The sequence below is a fragment of the Chitinophaga sp. LS1 genome (assembly GCF_034274695.1).
In the GTDB taxonomy this organism is placed as follows: domain Bacteria; phylum Bacteroidota; class Bacteroidia; order Chitinophagales; family Chitinophagaceae; genus Chitinophaga.
In genome coordinates this window covers 1,831,489-1,848,283 of the sequence record NZ_CP128362.1, presented here as the reverse complement: position 1 = coordinate 1,848,283, position 16,795 = coordinate 1,831,489, and the positions used below count along the sequence as shown (strand labels likewise).

Below are 16,795 nucleotides of genomic sequence, written 5' to 3'. Positions count from 1 at the left end.
ACTTATACTTCATCTAAGAATCCAATAAGAGGGCTGGAAGCTACCGCCTGTTTATACAGGGGGGCCAATCCAGCTTCATATGCCTGTCTGCCCGCCACGACTGCCGTTGCAAATGCCTGCGCCATTGCTACCGGGTTTTTTGCCACTGCAATGGCAGTATTGACCAGTACGGCATCAGCACCCATTTCCATTGCCTTCGCAGCATCGGACGGACTGCCAATACCTGCATCAACTACAACAGGTATATTGCTCTGCTCAATGATGATTTCAAGGAAATCTGCCGTGCGTAAGCCTTTGTTACTACCAATAGGAGCACCTAAAGGCATGACTGCCGCGACCCCCACCTGCTCTAACCGCTTACATAATACTGGATCTGCATGCACATAGGGCAAAACCACAAACCCCAGTTTTACCAGTTCTTCTGCGGCTTTTAATGTCTCAATAGGATCCGGCATCAGGTATCGTGGATCAGGATGTATTTCTAATTTGACCCAGTTTGTTTCCAGTGCTTCGCGGGCCAGTTGTGCAGCATATACTGCTTCATGGGCCGTACGCACACCAGAGGTGTTAGGCATTAACTTAAAAGCCTGCAAATGGCGAAGCATATCATCACCTGCATCATGGATATCCACTCTCTTAAGCGCCACTGTCACCAATTGTGTAGCAGCTGCCAACAGTGCCTGTTCCATTAATTGTAGAGAAGCAAACTTTCCCGTGCCTGTAAACAACCGGGAAGTAAATGTATGATCAGCTATTTTCAATGCCTGCATGTGTGATGGTTTGATAAAGTGTAGATAATAACTGTCGCTTATCGGGCGCGTGTGTAATAAGGCCGCTCACAGCAATACCCTGAATACCTGTACTGAACAGGTCAGGAACATCTTCCAGCTCAATACCGCCAATGGCGATAACTGGTATGCGAACCGACAATTGAGACAGGATACTGCGAATACCTTCCAGTCCTAAAATCGGACTCAGGTTTTGCTTTGTCTTCGTAAAACGATAAGGTCCCACGCCTACATAATCGGCGCCATCTGCTATATGCCGCATGATGTCTTCAAGGGTATTGGCTGTGCCACCCACTATCTTATGTGGGCCAACTATCCGACGTGCGGCGGCGACCGTCATATCTTCTTTCCCCACGTGTGTGCCGTGTGCACCCACTAATGCTGCAATGTCAGGATGATCATTGATAATAAGTGTTGCATTATGTGCATCACACACTTCTTTCGCCAGCGCGGCTGTTGCTGTAATAGTAGGAACGTTCGCATGCTTCATGCGCAATTGTATCCATTTACAGCCTGCTTCGCAAGCCATGCGGATATTGTCAAGATGTGAATAGTTGTCAGTCTGCTGTGAAATGTACTGAATAGAAATCATGATGAGCTGAATGGATTACCTGACCATGCATCCCGGATACTGATAAAGTTCCGTACTGCATGTGCCGGATGTTGCCAGATGGCGCCATGCAGGGCAATGCCATCAAATAGCATATGGCGGGCTTTGTCAGCAGTATGCTGATTAATGCCCCCCAACGCTAGTACATTGCCTGCATAACCATCTTTGTCCAACCGGAAGTTGGTGTCAAACGCGGCTTTATATCCAGTTTTGGAAATACTATCAAACACCGGGCTTAGGAGCACCTGGTTCCAGATATTACTCACTACCGGTAGGGTCATCACACTATGGATACTGGTGCTGAGTATGCAACCCAACTGCTGGAATCTAAGCAGTTTTTCCTGCGAGACAGATCCCCTGATGGCCTCCCCAAAATGTATCCCTAACAGACCATAGCGCTCACATAAATCAGGATGATCAGCTATGATGAGGTGAGGGTAGCAGGATGGATTAGCTTCGAGCAACAACATCTCGTAATCAGCCTCCTGCCAGCCTGGTTTACGTACCAGTATACTATCAGCGCCTGCCTGCAACAATTGTAACCAGCGTGTAGGTTCGTGATTGATCTTGCCAGTATGTGTGATGATCTGTATCAAAGTATTGGAGTTTGATTAAAAATGATCCCAAAACTGTACCGCGATTGTATAACAGTCAGATTATGAATAAATAGTGTTCCGGTGAGGAGCGGGAGTGGCTTGTGGCCAGCTCCTTCTATGAATAAATAGTGCTGCCTTGTTCGCGGAATTCTGTTGATTTCTCTGCCATGCCGGCTTCCCTTATTTCCTGCGATATTTTCATAGAGCAGAAGTGTGGTCCGCACATAGAACAGAAGTGAGCCACCTTGGCCCCTTCTGCAGGCAGGGTTTCGTCATGATAAGAACGGGCTGTGTCAGGGTCAAGCGCAAGATTAAACTGATCTTCCCAGCGGAATTCAAAGCGGGCTTTGCTGAGTGCATTGTCCCTGTGTTGTGCTCCCGGATGACCTTTGGCCAGATCGGCAGCATGTGCGGCGATCTTATAGGTAATTACACCTTGTCGTACATCTTCTTTGTTGGGTAGGCCCAGGTGTTCCTTAGGCGTGACGTAACAGAGCATAGCCGTACCAAACCAACCGATCATGGCCGCGCCGATGGCAGAAGTGATATGATCATAACCGGGAGCGATATCAGTGGTCAATGGGCCAAGTGTATAGAAAGGTGCTTCGTGACAATGTTCCAGCTGCTTATCCATGTTCTCTTTGATCAGGTGCATGGGTACATGGCCGGGGCCTTCGATCATGACCTGTACATCGTGTTTCCAGGCGATTTTAGTGAGTTCGCCCAGGGTTTCCAGTTCAGCGAACTGCGCGGCATCGTTGGCATCTGCAATACTACCGGGACGTAAGCCATCACCTAATGAGAAAGAGACGTCATAGATTTTCATGATTTCGCAGATCTCTTCGAAGTGGGTGTAGAGGAAGTTTTCCTGGTGGTGTGCCAGGCACCATTTGGCCATGATAGAGCCCCCGCGGGAAACGATGCCCGTCATACGATTGGCGGTGAGTGGGATGTAGCGGAGTAGTACGCCGGCATGGATGGTGAAATAGTCTACGCCCTGTTCTGCCTGTTCGATAATGGTATCACGATATATCTCCCAGGTAAGGTCTTCAGCTTTACCATTTACTTTTTCCAATGCCTGATAAATGGGTACAGTGCCGATAGGTACAGGTGAGTTGCGCAGGATCCATTCACGTGTTTCATGAATGTTTTTGCCGGTGCTGAGATCCATGATGGTATCGGCGCCCCAGCGGCAGGCCCACACTGCTTTTCCCACTTCTTCTTCAATGCTGGAAGTGACGGCGGAGTTACCGATATTGGCATTGATCTTCACCAAAAAATTACGGCCAATAATCATTGGTTCGCACTCTGTATGATTGATATTGGCAGGGATAATAGCTCTGCCTGCGGCAACTTCCTGTCTGATGAATTCAGGTGTGATATGTTGTTGTGCGGCACCTTGATTTTCGCGGATAGCGATGTATTCCATTTCGGGCGTGATGATCCCTTTGCGGGCATAGTGCAGCTGTGTGGCGTTTTTTTGCGGCGCCCATGCGGCGCGCAGTTTTGGCAGACCTTTGCGTACATCAATCTCAATAGCCGGATCGGTGTAAGGGCCACTGGTATCGTATACAATGAGTGGTTCATTAGGAGTGGTTTCTCCTTTACTACCATACAGTCGGGTAGGTGTTAGCGTTATCTCTCTCATAGCAACGCCGTTAATGTAGATTTTCCTGGATGCGGGTAGTGGATTGCGTGAAATGTTTTCGATTTTCATACAACAAATAAGATGGGTGAAGAAATGAGAAGTCCTGCTGCGAGGGGATGCCCTGCAGTGCACAAATAATTAAATGAAAAAATTAACCTCCCTGTGTAGCGCGGATGATGGTAATACTATCTGCGGTTTGCAAGATGTGTTGCGGCCATGCGGGTTTAGGGATCACCTCCCTGTTGATAGCCACGGCCAGTCCTTTGTCGGATGGTAGTTGAATAAACTGTAAGAGTGCAGCGATGGTTATTCCCTGCTGCACCGCATAAAGTTTATTGTTTACAGTCACTTCCATGAATACATGAATTAAGGTGAAACAATAAACTTTAAGGATGGTAGAAGATGTGAGGATTCAGGTTACTTATATCTACAGCAAAAGAAGCTGTATCAAGTACTTTTCCCTACGGCAGTATGAGCTGCGTCAGGTACTGAGGGTCTCATCTCAGCTTTCCGGGTATGGTGGCCTGGAAAACACCCCTAAAGTGAAGCATAAAGGTAGGGGAAAAAGTCCATATCTTTGAGCGTATGAAAAATAGCTTGCTGCTGGTGAGTTTTATCACCATCTTTTCATTTGCCTGTCATCACTCGCGTAAGCCTGAGAAAGAGGAGGCTGTTGTAGATACCCCGGTATATGCGCCTGCAATGGATACAGTGCCTTCGGTTGTAGAAGACTCAACTGTGACCGTATCCGCTGATACCATCGTAATCGACACGGTAAAGCTGATTGGGAAGTGGTTGCAGCCTGTAACGGGAAAGGACAATGAGTGGCAGGGTATGGAATTGAAGAAAAACAGGAAAGCGATTGCGATCAATATGTACTCGCTGGTGTATGAAAAATGGGAGTTACAACATGATACATTGTTACTGTGGAATCATGCAGAAGGAGTGAAATCATCGGATAGTACAAGAACCATAGATACTGTAATTATCAGAGACCTTACGGATACTTCACTGGTATTGTTTCCTGTGAAGGCCGCAGAGGGATACCTGGAAAAATACAGGAAAGAAACTGGAGGGAAAAAAGTGAAGTCACGTAAGTAAGTTCACGCCTCTCCCTCCGGAGTGAATCAGCTATACATTTGCCATAAGGTAACAGCGAGGGCAACAACGGCCATGAATATACCGGCGGTAGCGACCTGCATATCATCAATATTCTTACGGGCTTTTATATCTGAGAGTCCACCCATGATGATGGCTGCAATAGCAAAGACAAGACCTGTTTCAGGGTTTCTTGCCACGAATGCATACACAGCGGAAGACACGCCTGCGAACAGGGAAATGTAGCAGGCAACTTTAGTGGACGTGGACGAAGTGGTGTGCTGTTGCATATATTTATTGATTTAAAGGTTTGTCAAATGGTGCTTTGAGTAGTGCCCCTATCTGCTGATACCTTTCGTCCTGGTATTCATCCAGGCCATACTTCAGAGAAGTGGTATCATTTACCTTCTTAAATGTGCCAAAGAGGCGGTCCCAAATTGAAAAAATATTAGCGTAATTAGTGTCCGTTTCCGGTTGGAAATGGCTGTGGTGTACCTTATGCATGTCTGGCGATACGATGATCCAGCTCAGGGCATTATCCAGCCATTTAGGGAGGTGGATATTAGCATGGTTGAACTGGGACATGAATGCAGAGATGGTTTGGTACAGGAATACCATCCAGATGGGGATACCCATGGTGATGACAGCGACGAAGAGAGCGATGACGCGGAAGATGCTTTCTATGGGGTGGTGCCGGAGGGCGGTGGTGGCATCTACAGCGGTGTCGATGTGGTGGATCTTATGGAAGTGCCACATCCAGGCTATTTTGTGCTGGATCAGGTGAACGAGGTAGGCCCCGATCAGGTCCATCATAAGGATGGCGAGCATGGCATGGAGCCAGTTAGGTAGCGGTACAAGGTAAAGAAGGCCAAAATGGTTATTGGCCGTAAATGTGCATGCTTTTACGATGAGGAAGGCGAGGGCGAAGTTTACGACGGCAGTGGTAAGGGTGAAGAAGAGGTTTGTGCCGGCGTGGCGGTAGCGGTTCGATTTGAAATACAATCTGGGGAAGGCGCCTTCGAAGACCCAAAGGAGAACCAGGCCACCAACGAGTATTGCGGTGCGATAGTAAGAAGGAATGTTATTGAAGAACGATTCCATATACGGGAATTTATTTATGGGACAATGGATGTATTAAATTACGGAAAATTTGGGGAATAAAAAGGCTGAAAGTGGCTGTGGGACAATAAATTAGGCAGGCTTATGTGGGTGATTGGGTTATGTATTAAAAGAAAATTATTCATCAAGCAAAAAAGTCACTTCTGCCGAAGGCGGAAGTGACTTTTTTGCGGGTATTTCATTCCTGCTGGCGGTCGCCAGCAGGAATGAAATAAAATGATTTTTTAATTATTCAGCATCAGCGGCATTACCAGCATCAGCAGATCCTCATTCTCTTCTTTTTCAGAAGGTTTCAGGATACCTGCTTTGGTTGGTGTAGACAGTTCGATTGTAATTTCATCACCTTCTGCAGCATTCAGCATTTCGATGAGGAATTTTGCATTGAATGCAATCTGCATATCATCGCCGGTGTAGGAGCAGTTCATACGCTCATTACCTTCGAAAGAGAAATCCACGTCCTGTGCAGAGAGTTGCAGTTCGCTACCAGTAATGCTCAGGGCTACCTGGTTGGTGCTCTTGTTTGCAAATACGCTAACACGTTTCAGGGCGTTCTGGAAATCGCTCTTTACCAGGGTAAGGCGATAAGGATTATCCTTTGGAATTACCACCTTGTAATCAGGGAAACGGGCATCGATCAGACGACAGATCATTTGTGCACCATCGTGTGTTACAAAGAAGTGATTCTGGCTATAAGCAATCTTGATTTCGCTATCATTGTCAGGCAGGGCTGATTTCAGCAGGTTCAACGGCTTCTTAGGCACGATGAAAGTCTCTGTTTTAGGGCATACCAGACCAGTTCTAACATATTTCACCAGGCGGTGCGCATCGGTCGCTACAAAAGTGAGGCTGGTTGGCGTGAGTTCGAAGAACACGCCTGTCATTGCCGGGCGCAGGTCATCGTTACTTACGGCAAACAGGGTCTTGTTGATCGCTGTTACCAGTGCGGTAGAGGTTACTGTAAAGGAAGTGGTATCATCTGCTGCCGGTTCTTTCGGGAAGTTTTCCGGATTTTCACCCATCACCTTGTACTTACCGTTGTCGGATGTGATTTCAACCGCGTAGGAGTTCAGGTCGATGTTGAAAGTCAGTGGCTGATCAGGCAGATTTTTCAGGGAGTCCATCAGGATTTTGGCCGGAATACAGATGCGGCCGGCTTCCTTGGCTTCTACCTCCAGCTTCACTTTCATAACAGTCTCCAGGTCTGTAGCCACTACTGTTAGTTCGTTCCTGTCAATGATGAAAAGGAAATCCTCCAATATAGGCAATACCGTGTTGGAGTTGATAACCCCGCTGATCTGCTGTAATTGTTTTAACAAAGTAGAGGAAGAAACGATAAACTTCATGTTGATATGTTGTTATTATACTTACTAAGGAATTCCCGCTGTAAAGGCGGTGAGGTTATACAACCTGAGCAAACAAAGATAGAAAGAATTGTCAATCTACGAACAGCGTTAGAATCAGGCATTCTATAGCTTTTTTCCACATGAAACCTGCATGGGTATGTGGAAAAGACCTATGTCAATGTGTACTCTCCTATAAACTAAGCTACATTATAACAAAATGTTATGTTAGATAATATTTCATAAAAAGGCGTATTTATTGAATTAATTTAAAAATAAACGTTAAAATTTGGAATGTTGTAAAAAAATCCGCCATTTGTTTTAAATGAGTTGCATATCCGTTAGCTTTGCGGGCGCAAAAAATCTATTAAACACTAAAAAATCTTTTGGGTTATGAAACTGTCTCATTTAGCCGAAACGTTGATCGGGTCTGAAATTATTAAGCTGGCCGGTGAGATAAAGGAGAAGCAGGCCAAGGGTGAGAAAATCTACAATTTTACGATTGGGGATTTTGACCCCAAAGTATTCCCTATTCCGGCTGAGTTTGAGCAAGAGATCATTGCTGCCTACAAGGAAGGATTAACCAACTACCCACCAGCAGATGGTATCCTGGAACTGAGAAAGGCGGTAAGCGAGTTCATTGCCGAACATGAGCAGCTGACCTATGATCCGACCAAAGAGATCGTGATTTCATGTGGAGGTCGTCCTATCATTTATGCCACTTTCAGAACAATCCTGGACCGGGGTGAGAAGGTAGTTTATGCTACTCCATCCTGGAACAACAACCATTATACCCACTTCCTGGAGGCTGAACACGTAGTGCTGGAAACTAAACCAGAAAACGACTTCATGCCGACTGCAGCTGAGCTGAAACCGCTGCTGAAAGGTGCTACCCTGCTGGCGCTCTGCTCTCCGCAGAACCCAACCGGTACTGCTTTTGGCAAGCAACAGCTGGAAGAGATCTGCGACCTGGTAATTGCTGAAAACAAGAGCCGTGGCGCTGACGAGAAACCATTGTATGTACTGTTCGATCAGATGTACTGGGTGCTCACTTTCGGTCAGACTCACCACCACACCCCTGTTGGTCTGCGTCCTGAACTGAGAGATTACACTATCTTCATCGATGGTATGAGTAAGGCTTTTGCCGCTACCGGTGTTAGAGTTGGTTGGGCGCTGGGTCCTGCACATGTAATAGGCAAGATGAAAGCCATCCTGTCTCACGTAGGTGCATGGAGCCCTATGGCAGAACAACATGCTGCTGCCCGCTACCTGCGTCGTAAAGGAGAAGTAAACACTTACCTGAAAAGCTTCAAAGCTGAAGTTGAAGAAAGACTCGAAAAGATCTATGAAGGTTTCGATGCACTGAAAAAAGCAGGTCACTCTGTAGAAGCAATTGCTCCTCAGGCTGCTATCTACCTGACCCTGAAAATCGATCTGAAAGGCAAGAAAACTGCTGATGGTACCGTACTGGAAGACCAGGCAGCTGTAACTTCTTACCTGCTGAACGAAGCGAAACTGGGTCTTGTTCCTTTCTATGCATTCGGTGCAAGCAAGCAATCTCCATGGTATCGCCTGAGCGTAGGTACCTGCGTAAAAGAAGAAATCCCAGCTATGCTGGCTACTCTGAAAGCGGCGCTCGAAAAACTGAGCTAAGCTGTCAGAAGATATTTGTATGGCAAGCATTACAATATAGAAGGCCGTCCTGCACTCAGTGGGACGGCCTTTCTTTTTATAAAAAAATAGCTTCCGCCACTGGCGGAAGCTATTTTTTTTGAGGGGGGATAAAAGACCTTCCTTCGAATAATTAGTGACGGTCAGGACCCTGACGATCGTCTCTGTTGTCTCTGTTGTTTCTGTTGTTACCTTTCTTACCGTTGTTCTGATGATCCTTCTGCCACTGTGAGTGCTGAGGATGACCCTTGCTTTCGTAATATTTTTCTTCCTTGCTGTCACGGATAGGACTCTGATCATGTTTACCCTTGTATCCACCATATTCCTGACGGTATTTGGTAGCATTCTGATAAGGTCTTTTTTCACCATTGATCACTACCTTGTGCGCATTGTACAAGTCAACGTTACGGTACTTAGCAGGCAGTTGTTTCGCTCTTACCCAGCTATTGCCATTAGGATATACATATACCTTGTTTGTTACGTCATAATAACAATCAATATCTGGCAGATAATAATAATCTACGTGGTCATAACCGGTAGGACCCCATGCTGGCTGTGCGCCAATATTGACAGAAACATTTACCTGGGCTTGAGTGGCTACAGTGAATCCGATCACTGCTACAAAAAGGAAAATAAACTTTTTCATATAGATTGTATTTGCTGATATAAAGGCAAAAGGAATGCCTATAGCGCATAAATTTCATTTTTTGAGATGTATAGTCGAAATGTGTCGGCTAAACCTGAAATTCTATTGGTAAACACTCGTTCCCGACCAATTATATATAATGATACTTATAACTCATTGAAATACACTTAAATCGACCTATTCTAACTTTTTGACTTTTTAGTTCGAAAAGTTAATCAATTGTTAAATGACGTCATTTCTTCTCTATTTGATTAAACTTTTCTACTTTTGACTTCGAAACTAAAAAAGTCAAAAAGTTAATGATCGCAGAAACCAAGGACGAAATGCGGGATAAGATCGTGGATGCAGCGTTAAAGAGATTCTCTAACTACACTGCTTCCAAGACTACCATGAATGAGATTGCGGACGATCTGCATTGTTCAAAGGCTTCCTTATATTATTATTTTTCCGACAAAAAGAGTCTGCACTTTGCCGTGCTCGAAAGGATCGGAGAGCTCTTTCGAGCAGAGCAGGAAGCAGAAGCAGATAAAGATCTGCCTGCGGCCAGCATACTTATGAACCTCCTCGAAATAAAACGACAGTTTGTACTCAGGTACTGCCGCCTGGAAATGTTCAAGATCCTGAATGATAATAGTGCAGAGACCATCCGTGCCATGACGATCATGAAGGAAAGAGAACTGGCCATGATGACCCGGGTGATGGAAAAAGGTGTGGCAGCAGGTGACTTTAAGATCAAAAATACCAGCGAAATGGCCGCCTTATATAGTCAGGCTATAGAAGGATTGCGCTTTTCGGCATTGGATTGCTTCAATCCTAAATTGGAAATAGAGCCAGAAGAAGTAGAAAAGGTAATAGATAAACAGCGGTTACTTACCGAGATTTTTGTTAAAGGCATAAAGTAACGAGGTTAACATGGGCGTAAAAGAAAGGATACTGGAGACAGCGCTGAGGATGTTCCGGTTGTACGGCATCAAGGGCGTAACGATGTTTGACATTTCAAAAGAATGCGGCGTATCCAAAAAGACGGTATACGAGCATTTTGAAGACAAGGAAGACCTGGTGCTGGAAGGCATGAAATTCGTACTTGACAGTCATATCGAGCATTTCCAGGACTTTCGCCAAAACTCCGCCAATGCCATTGAAGAGCTGATCAAAGAGCTGGAATATATGGAGATGATGGGCAAAACAATCAACCCCGTCATGCTGTACGAAATACAGAAATACCATCCGGCTATCTGGAAGCGAATCGAAGAATTTAAGAAGGATTGTGTACTGCACAGTATTAATGAGAATTTACAGCGTGGCATTGAAGAAGGGGTGTACAGAAGCGATCTGAATATGAACATCATCAGCCGTATGAGGCAACTACAACTCGAAACCGTATTCGATCCTGAACAGTACCCGGTCATGCAGTTCGACATGCATGAAGTAATGGAACAACTAACGAAACATTTTATTCTGGGAGTAGCTACCCTTGAAGGAAGAAAACTGGCAGCACAATATTTACATATACACGAAGAATCTACAACCGGCATCGCTCATTAAAACCGAATCCGCAACTAAAAAGTAATTCAAAGAAACATACGGATGAAAAAGATCATGTTTACACTTGTCCTCCTGGCGGGGATCAGGGCTTCCTATGCACAATCCGCATTGACTTTACAGGACTGCCTGAAATATGCCCTCGCCAACAATCAGGCCCTGGCCCGCACCAGGCTTGAAGAAGATATGGGGAGGTTCAAGACCAGTGAAGTAAGAGGTCAGGCACTGCCGCAAGTCAATGCCAACGGAAGCTATACAAACAATATCAAGAAACAGGTATTACCTATTCCCGGTGAATTTGTCGGGGAACCAGGCAAAACCGTACTGCTGACCGCAGGTGTGACGCACAACCTCACAGCTTCCGGCTCTGTAACTCAGGAAGTATACAACCAGTCTGTATTTACCGGTCTCAAAGCCGCAAAAGCAGGTGAAGAATACTATCGTATGCAGACCGCGCAGAGTGAAGAGACTGTGATCTACAACGTAACCAGTCTTTACTATGCAGCACTGGTAAGCCGTGAAAAAACCACTGTACTGGATGCAAATATTGACAAACTGCAAAAACTGGTAAACACTACTGCTACACAGGTTGAAAATGGCCTTGCCCGCAAAATAGACCTGGACAGAATGCGTGTAAACCTTACAAACTATAAAACACAGCGCATCAATGCGCAAAACCAATTCCTGATCCAGGCCAATCAGCTGAAAATGCAAATGGGTATGTCCATGAGTACAGCGCTGGAACTGCCGGCTACCTCTTTCAAGGAGATCGAAAGCAAAACAGCGAATGCAGCCGATTTCGGAGGCGTGGCACTGGACAACAGGATTGAATATAAACTGCTGAGCAAGCAGGAAGAACTGCAAACCTATCAGAAGAAAGCGTACATCGCGCAGTTCTACCCTACGCTGCAGCTGGGTGGTAACTACTCTTACAATGGTATCAGCGATAAGTTCGATTTTCTTAAATCCAAATCAGGGGGCTCTACTTCCAGCTGGTACGATATGGCTTCTGTAAGCCTGACACTGAAGGTGCCTATCTTCGACGGTTTTGCACGTCGCTCAAGAGTAAGCCAGGCAAATGTGACACTGAAAGAACTGAGCAAGCAGAAAGAAGAAACAGCACTGGCACTGAACACACAGTTTGAAAATGCCAAGCTGCAGGCCCAGAACAACCTGAGCACCATTCATGCACAAAAGGAAAACGTAGAACTGGCCAATGAGGTGTATACCTCCACCCAGAACAACTACAACCTGGGACTGGCCAGCCTGACAGACCTGCTGGATTCAGAAACTTCGCTCACAGAAGCACAGAATAATTACAACGAAGCATTGTTGCAATATAAACTGGCTGAACTGGACATTATAAAATCCAACGGGAATCTTAAATCCCTGTTGAACTAACAAAATTACCTTCTTTAAAACTGTATACTGGACCTTTATGAAAAAAATTATTATCTGGAGCTTAGTGACCATCGCCGCTGTGGTATTGATCATGTGGAAACTAGGTGCCAATAAAAAAGCCAACGAAGCCAAAACTGAATTTGTAAAAAAGAGCAACGCCGGTGAGATACCAGTTCTGACTGAAAAGGTGAGTAAAGAAGATTTTTCACAGGGTTTCCTCGCAAACGGAAACTTTGAACCAATACGTGAACTGGATTACCTGGCGGAGACTTCCGGCCGTATTACCAAACTGCTGGTAGACGAAGGTAGCGTAGTAAAACAAGGTCAGGTGATCGCCTATGTAGATGGTGAGATCCTGGGTACTGATCTGCAATCAGCCAAAGTAAATCTTGAACAACTGCGTGTAGATAAAGAAAGATATGAAGCTGCCTTTAAAACTGGTGGTGTGACAAAGAAACAAGTGGACGATGCCACCCTTCAGTATGAACTGGCACAAACCCGCTACACCGCTGCTACCCGTCGTGTGAGCGATACTTATATCAAAGCACCGATATCCGGTATCATCAATAAGAAATATGTAGAACAGGGTGCGTACCTCTCTCCTGGCAACAAACTGTTCGACATCGTGGATGTAAGCCGTTTGAAACTCGCTGTATCCGTACCGGAAATACAGGTAGTAACCCTGAAAGAAGGCGATAAAGTAAATGTAACGACTAACGTATTCCCTGAAGTAAGCTATGAAGGTAAAATCACTTTCATTGCTGCCAAAGGTGATAATACCCTGAACTACCCTGTAGAAATGGAAGTAACTAACATCAGCGGCAAGCAACTGCGTGCCGGTATGTTTGGTACCGCTCATTTCGATATCAAAAATGCTGCGCCTATGATCCTGGTTCCACGCACCTCTTTTGTAGGTGGTGTAAACAGTAACCAGGTATATGTATTCGAAAACAATACCGCTAAGCTGCGTAAAGTAGTAGCAGGCCGCATTTTCGGTGACAGAGTAGAAATAAGGGAAGGACTGAATGAAGGTGAAACGGTGATCACCGCCGGTCAGATCAACCTGACAGATGGAGCTAAGGTTACTGTGCAACAACAGGCGAAAGGATAATCAGGACATTCCGGGTAAAAAAAGAAAACAATGAAGATTACAGAAATATCCATCAAGCGGCCTACTATCGTAGTCGTGGTATTCACCATCCTTACTTTGTTGGGGGTGATGAGTTATCAGTCACTCAACTACGAGTTGTTGCCTAAGTTTAGTCAACCGGTGGTAACTATTGCTACCGTATATCCCGGTGCTTCGCCTAAAGAGGTGGAAAGCACTATCACCAAGAAGATTGAGGATGCGGTGGCTTCTATGGAGAAGATCAAAAAGATCATTTCCAAATCCAACGAGAGTTTATCTACTGTAACGGTACAGTTAAGTAATGATGCGAATGTAGACATTGCACTGCAGGATGCGCAGAGAAAGGTGAATGCGGTGTTGTCTGATCTGCCTTCTGATGCAAAAACGCCTTCGCTGTCTAAGTTCTCTCTCGATGACTTACCCATCATGACGTTGTCTGCTACCGCTGATATGGATAGTAAGCAGTTCTATGACCTGGTAGATAAGAAGATCCAGCCCTTGCTGTCCCGTCTGGGTGGTGTGGCCCAGGTTTCACTGGTTGGTGGCCAGGAAAGAGAGATACAGATCAATGTAGACCCTCATAAGCTGGAAGCTTATAAAATGTCTATCAATACAGTACGTTCTGTAGTAACGAATGCGAACCTTGACTTCCCTACCGGTAAGGTAAAGACACTCGATCAGCAGATCCTGATCCGTCTGGCTGGTAAATATAAAGATGTAGATCAGCTGCGTAACCTGGTACTCACTACGAATGATGATGGTACACAGGTGAGACTGAAAGATATTGCAGATGTACAGGATGCGCAGAAAGATGTAGAGCGTATTGCGCGTGTGGATGGTTCAAGTGCGATAGCGCTGATGGTACAGAAACAGTCCGATGCAAATGCCGTAACTGTGAGTGAGGAAATGAAGAAAGCAATTGCTGAAATCGAACGTGATTATGCTTCTTTCCACCTGAAGATCTTTATTGCGAATGACTCTTCCGACTTTACCCTGGAATCTGCTGACTCAGTGATTCATGACCTGATGATCGCGATCCTGCTGGTGGCTGCAGTGATGCTGTTGTTCCTGCACAGCATTCGTAGTGCGATCTTCGTAATGATCTCTATCCCTGCATCATTGGTAGCGACCTTCATTGGAATGAAGCTGATGGGGTTCTCTCTGAACCTGATGTCACTGCTGGGTTTATCGCTGGTAGTAGGTATCCTGGTGGATGATGCGATCGTGGTGTTGGAGAATATTTACCGTCACATGGAGATGGGTAAAAACAGGGTAAGAGCGGCTTTTGACGGGGTGAAAGAAATCGGGTTTACCGTCACATCCATTACCCTGGTAATCGTGGTTGTATTCCTGCCGATCTCTCTGACGAATGAAATGGTATCGCAGATTGTGCGTCAGTTCTGTGTGGTGGTGATGATCTCTACCATGTTGAGTTTATTGTCTTCTTTCATGATCGTGCCGCTGTTATCTTCCCGCTTTGGTAAGCTGGAACATATCACAGGTAAGAACTGGTTTGAGAAATTCATTCTGTGGTTTGAGCGTCAGCTGACATCCTTTACAGAGTGGATGACAGGTATATTGAAATGGGCGCTGAACCATAAGCGCTGGACAATTCTGGCAGCGATTGTATTGCTGGTAGCTTCTTTCAGCCTGGTAGTGAATGGTTATATCGGAGGTGAATTTATCCCGAAAGGTGACCGCGGACAGTTTATCGTAGTGTTAGAGATGCCAAAAGATGCATCTGTAGAACAGAGTAATCAGGCTACCCGCAAGGCGGAAGCTTTACTCTCCAAACAGAAAGAAGTAACCCGTTTGATTACGACAGTAGGTCAGACGAGTGAGGATGGTTTTGGTACTTCGCAGTCTACCGCCTATAAATCAGAGATCACGGTGATGATGGTAGATGCTAAAGAGCGCGCGGTAAGTGCAGATATCTATGCGGCGCAAATGAAAGTTGAGTTACGTAAGATACTGCCAGGTGTAAAAGTAAAAACCATGGATGTGAGCATCCTGGGTACTGCGGAATCCGCACCGATTGAACTGGTGGTAATGGGTTCCGAACTGGATAGTGCCATGGTGTTTGCAAAAGAGGCGATGGCAGTGTTGAAGAAAATAGATGGTACCAGTGATGTAAAGCTCTCTGTAGAAGAAGGTAACCCGGAAATCAACGTAGCGGTGGATCGTGATAAGATGTCTGCGCTGGGATTGACACTGGAGAATGTGGGGGGTACTATGCAGACCGCTTTTAGTGGTACTGCTGATGATAGTAAGATTAAGTTCAGACAAGGGGATTATGAGTATGATATCAATATCCGCTTTGATGATTTTGATAGAAAGAATCTGACGGATGTATCAAATATTCAGTTTGTAAATAACAAAGGACAGCTGGTCAAATTATCACAGTTCGCTACCGTTTCTGAAGGTTCTGGTCCAAGTCAGCTGGAAAGAAGGGATAAGAATACATCTGTATCTGTAAAATCTCAGGTGATTGGTGTGCCATCTGGTACGGTGCAGGCAGAATTTGCCAAAAAGATTGAGCCACTGCGCAAGCCGGTGGGTGTAAGTTACCTGTGGGCGGGTGATGCGGAGAATCAGGGAGATTCATTTGGTACGATGGGTGCAGCATTGCTGATCTCTATTGTGATGGTATACCTGATCATGGTGGCGCTGTATGACAACTATATTTATCCTTTCGTGGTGTTGTTCTCTATTCCGCTGGCGATTATTGGTGCCTTGCTGGCACTGGCGCTGACGAATAATACGCTGAACATTTTTACCATCCTGGGTATGATTATGTTGATTGGTCTGGTGGCGAAGAACGCGATTATCCTTGTGGACTTTACGAACCAGATGAAAGAGCAGGGTCAGTCTACGAATGAGGCGCTGATTCATGCGAACAATGCGCGTCTGCGTCCGATCCTGATGACGACGATTGCGATGGTGATTGGTATGTTGCCGATTGCGTTGGCAACGGGTGGTGTATCTGCAACGAAGAATGGTTTGGCGTGGGTGATCATTGGTGGTCTGATCAGTTCTATGTTCCTGACATTGATTGTAGTACCGGTGGTGTACAAGATTGTGGATGGTTTTATGGACAGGTTTGGATGGAATAAGCCTTCTGCAAAGCGACTGATCAGACAAAGACTGGTGGCGCCTTATGCAGCAGAGATTGAGGAGGCTTCATTGAATTAGAAAAAAGATACTTAA

General features: G+C 45.6%; 16 protein-coding genes and 1 riboswitch. Of the genes, 7 read left to right on the top strand and 9 right to left on the bottom strand.

Annotated elements, in window-relative coordinates; genetic code table 11:
* Nucleotides 1-2: 2 nt before the first annotated feature.
* The 5 genes from QQL36_RS07590 to thiS form a co-directional block, all read right to left on the bottom strand.
* Nucleotides 3-770, bottom strand: a complete 768-nt coding sequence (locus QQL36_RS07590; RefSeq protein ID WP_083721985.1) for a thiazole synthase — start codon at nt 768-770, stop codon at nt 3-5.
* Nucleotides 748-1,380 (bottom strand): thiamine phosphate synthase, encoded by a 633-nt coding sequence (locus QQL36_RS07585; protein ID WP_083721986.1) that lies wholly within the window; start codon nt 1,378-1,380, stop codon nt 748-750. Before QQL36_RS07585 ends, QQL36_RS07590 begins: the two co-directional genes overlap by 23 nt.
* Nucleotides 1,377-1,994: a thiamine phosphate synthase gene (locus tag QQL36_RS07580; protein ID WP_083721987.1), complete on the bottom strand. Its 618-nt coding sequence runs from the start codon at nt 1,992-1,994 to the stop codon at nt 1,377-1,379. The genes QQL36_RS07585 and QQL36_RS07580 overlap by 4 nt, the downstream gene beginning before the upstream one ends.
* Nucleotides 1,995-2,109: 115 nt before the next feature.
* Nucleotides 2,110-3,711: a phosphomethylpyrimidine synthase ThiC gene (thiC, locus tag QQL36_RS07575; RefSeq protein ID WP_321569437.1), complete on the bottom strand. Its 1,602-nt coding sequence runs from the start codon at nt 3,709-3,711 to the stop codon at nt 2,110-2,112.
* Between the two features lie 82 nt (nt 3,712-3,793).
* Nucleotides 3,794-3,997 carry a sulfur carrier protein ThiS gene (thiS, locus tag QQL36_RS07570; RefSeq protein ID WP_083721989.1) on the bottom strand — a complete coding sequence of 68 codons (204 nt, stop codon included), beginning with the start codon at nt 3,995-3,997 and terminating at the stop codon, nt 3,794-3,796.
* Nucleotides 3,998-4,083: 86 nt separating this feature from the next.
* Nucleotides 4,084-4,191: riboswitch (TPP riboswitch) on the bottom strand.
* A 36-nt stretch (nt 4,192-4,227) separates the two neighbouring features.
* Between thiS and QQL36_RS07565 the strand changes: the two genes are divergently transcribed.
* Entirely contained in the window at nt 4,228-4,743 is a 516-nt protein-coding gene (locus QQL36_RS07565; RefSeq protein ID WP_321569436.1) for a lipocalin family protein, read from the top strand.
* A 26-nt stretch (nt 4,744-4,769) separates the two neighbouring features.
* Here the strand turns inward: QQL36_RS07565 and QQL36_RS07560 are convergent, their stop codons facing one another.
* The 3 genes from QQL36_RS07560 to dnaN form a co-directional block, all read right to left on the bottom strand.
* Nucleotides 4,770-5,030 (bottom strand): hypothetical protein, encoded by a 261-nt coding sequence (locus QQL36_RS07560; protein WP_083721991.1) that lies wholly within the window; start codon nt 5,028-5,030, stop codon nt 4,770-4,772.
* Nucleotides 5,031-5,034: 4 nt separating this feature from the next.
* Nucleotides 5,035-5,841, bottom strand: coding sequence for a sterol desaturase family protein (locus QQL36_RS07555; RefSeq protein ID WP_321569435.1), 807 nt, complete (start codon nt 5,839-5,841; stop codon nt 5,035-5,037).
* 242 nt (nt 5,842-6,083) lie between these two features.
* Complete coding sequence (gene dnaN, locus QQL36_RS07550) at nt 6,084-7,202, bottom strand: DNA polymerase III subunit beta (protein WP_083721993.1); 1,119 nt, start codon at nt 7,200-7,202, stop codon at nt 6,084-6,086.
* A gap of 390 nt (nt 7,203-7,592) precedes the next feature.
* On the opposite strand from dnaN, the gene QQL36_RS07545 reads away from it, so the two are divergent.
* A complete protein-coding gene (locus QQL36_RS07545) occupies nt 7,593-8,852 on the top strand; it encodes a pyridoxal phosphate-dependent aminotransferase (RefSeq protein ID WP_083721994.1) in 1,260 nt (419 codons plus the stop codon).
* 151 nt (nt 8,853-9,003) lie between these two features.
* On the opposite strand, the gene QQL36_RS07540 is transcribed toward QQL36_RS07545, so the two are convergent.
* Nucleotides 9,004-9,516, bottom strand: coding sequence for a hypothetical protein (locus QQL36_RS07540; RefSeq protein WP_083721995.1), 513 nt, complete (start codon nt 9,514-9,516; stop codon nt 9,004-9,006).
* A 299-nt stretch (nt 9,517-9,815) separates the two neighbouring features.
* Between QQL36_RS07540 and QQL36_RS07535 the strand changes: the two genes are divergently transcribed.
* Genes QQL36_RS07535 through QQL36_RS07515 form a run of 5 tightly spaced genes read left to right on the top strand, consistent with a single transcriptional unit; the run spans nt 9,816 to nt 16,780 of the window.
* Nucleotides 9,816-10,418 (top strand): TetR/AcrR family transcriptional regulator, encoded by a 603-nt coding sequence (locus QQL36_RS07535; RefSeq protein ID WP_321569434.1) that lies wholly within the window; start codon nt 9,816-9,818, stop codon nt 10,416-10,418.
* A gap of 10 nt (nt 10,419-10,428) precedes the next feature.
* Nucleotides 10,429-11,061: a TetR/AcrR family transcriptional regulator gene (locus tag QQL36_RS07530; RefSeq protein ID WP_321569433.1), complete on the top strand. Its 633-nt coding sequence runs from the start codon at nt 10,429-10,431 to the stop codon at nt 11,059-11,061.
* A 42-nt stretch (nt 11,062-11,103) separates the two neighbouring features.
* Nucleotides 11,104-12,459, top strand: a complete 1,356-nt coding sequence (locus QQL36_RS07525; RefSeq protein ID WP_321569432.1) for a TolC family protein — start codon at nt 11,104-11,106, stop codon at nt 12,457-12,459.
* 37 nt (nt 12,460-12,496) lie between these two features.
* Nucleotides 12,497-13,570: an efflux RND transporter periplasmic adaptor subunit gene (locus QQL36_RS07520; RefSeq protein ID WP_321569431.1), complete on the top strand. Its 1,074-nt coding sequence runs from the start codon at nt 12,497-12,499 to the stop codon at nt 13,568-13,570.
* A gap of 30 nt (nt 13,571-13,600) precedes the next feature.
* The gene (locus QQL36_RS07515; protein ID WP_321569430.1) at nt 13,601-16,780 is read left to right on the top strand and encodes an efflux RND transporter permease subunit; all 3,180 of its coding nucleotides are present in this window, start codon (nt 13,601-13,603) and stop codon (nt 16,778-16,780) included.
* Nucleotides 16,781-16,795: the final 15 nt, after the last annotated feature.

What these genes read in the sequence shown, in the direction of transcription:
- QQL36_RS07530 (WP_321569433.1), top strand. Translation starts at nt 10,429, where the DNA reads ATGGGCGTAAAAGAAAGGATACTGGAGACAGCGCTGAGGATGTTCCGG.
- thiS (WP_083721989.1), bottom strand. Translation starts at nt 3,997, where the DNA reads ATGGAAGTGACTGTAAACAATAAACTTTATGCGGTGCAGCAGGGAATA.
- thiC (WP_321569437.1), bottom strand. Translation starts at nt 3,711, where the DNA reads ATGAAAATCGAAAACATTTCACGCAATCCACTACCCGCATCCAGGAAA.
- QQL36_RS07540 (WP_083721995.1), bottom strand. Translation starts at nt 9,516, where the DNA reads ATGAAAAAGTTTATTTTCCTTTTTGTAGCAGTGATCGGATTCACTGTA.
- QQL36_RS07555 (WP_321569435.1), bottom strand. Translation starts at nt 5,841, where the DNA reads ATGGAATCGTTCTTCAATAACATTCCTTCTTACTATCGCACCGCAATA.
- QQL36_RS07515 (WP_321569430.1), top strand. Translation starts at nt 13,601, where the DNA reads ATGAAGATTACAGAAATATCCATCAAGCGGCCTACTATCGTAGTCGTG.
- dnaN (WP_083721993.1), bottom strand. Translation starts at nt 7,202, where the DNA reads ATGAAGTTTATCGTTTCTTCCTCTACTTTGTTAAAACAATTACAGCAG.
- QQL36_RS07590 (WP_083721985.1), bottom strand. Translation starts at nt 770, where the DNA reads ATGCAGGCATTGAAAATAGCTGATCATACATTTACTTCCCGGTTGTTT.
- QQL36_RS07560 (WP_083721991.1), bottom strand. Translation starts at nt 5,030, where the DNA reads ATGCAACAGCACACCACTTCGTCCACGTCCACTAAAGTTGCCTGCTAC.
- QQL36_RS07585 (WP_083721986.1), bottom strand. Translation starts at nt 1,380, where the DNA reads ATGATTTCTATTCAGTACATTTCACAGCAGACTGACAACTATTCACAT.
- QQL36_RS07535 (WP_321569434.1), top strand. Translation starts at nt 9,816, where the DNA reads ATGATCGCAGAAACCAAGGACGAAATGCGGGATAAGATCGTGGATGCA.
- QQL36_RS07525 (WP_321569432.1), top strand. Translation starts at nt 11,104, where the DNA reads ATGAAAAAGATCATGTTTACACTTGTCCTCCTGGCGGGGATCAGGGCT.
- QQL36_RS07545 (WP_083721994.1), top strand. Translation starts at nt 7,593, where the DNA reads ATGAAACTGTCTCATTTAGCCGAAACGTTGATCGGGTCTGAAATTATT.
- QQL36_RS07520 (WP_321569431.1), top strand. Translation starts at nt 12,497, where the DNA reads ATGAAAAAAATTATTATCTGGAGCTTAGTGACCATCGCCGCTGTGGTA.
- QQL36_RS07565 (WP_321569436.1), top strand. Translation starts at nt 4,228, where the DNA reads ATGAAAAATAGCTTGCTGCTGGTGAGTTTTATCACCATCTTTTCATTT.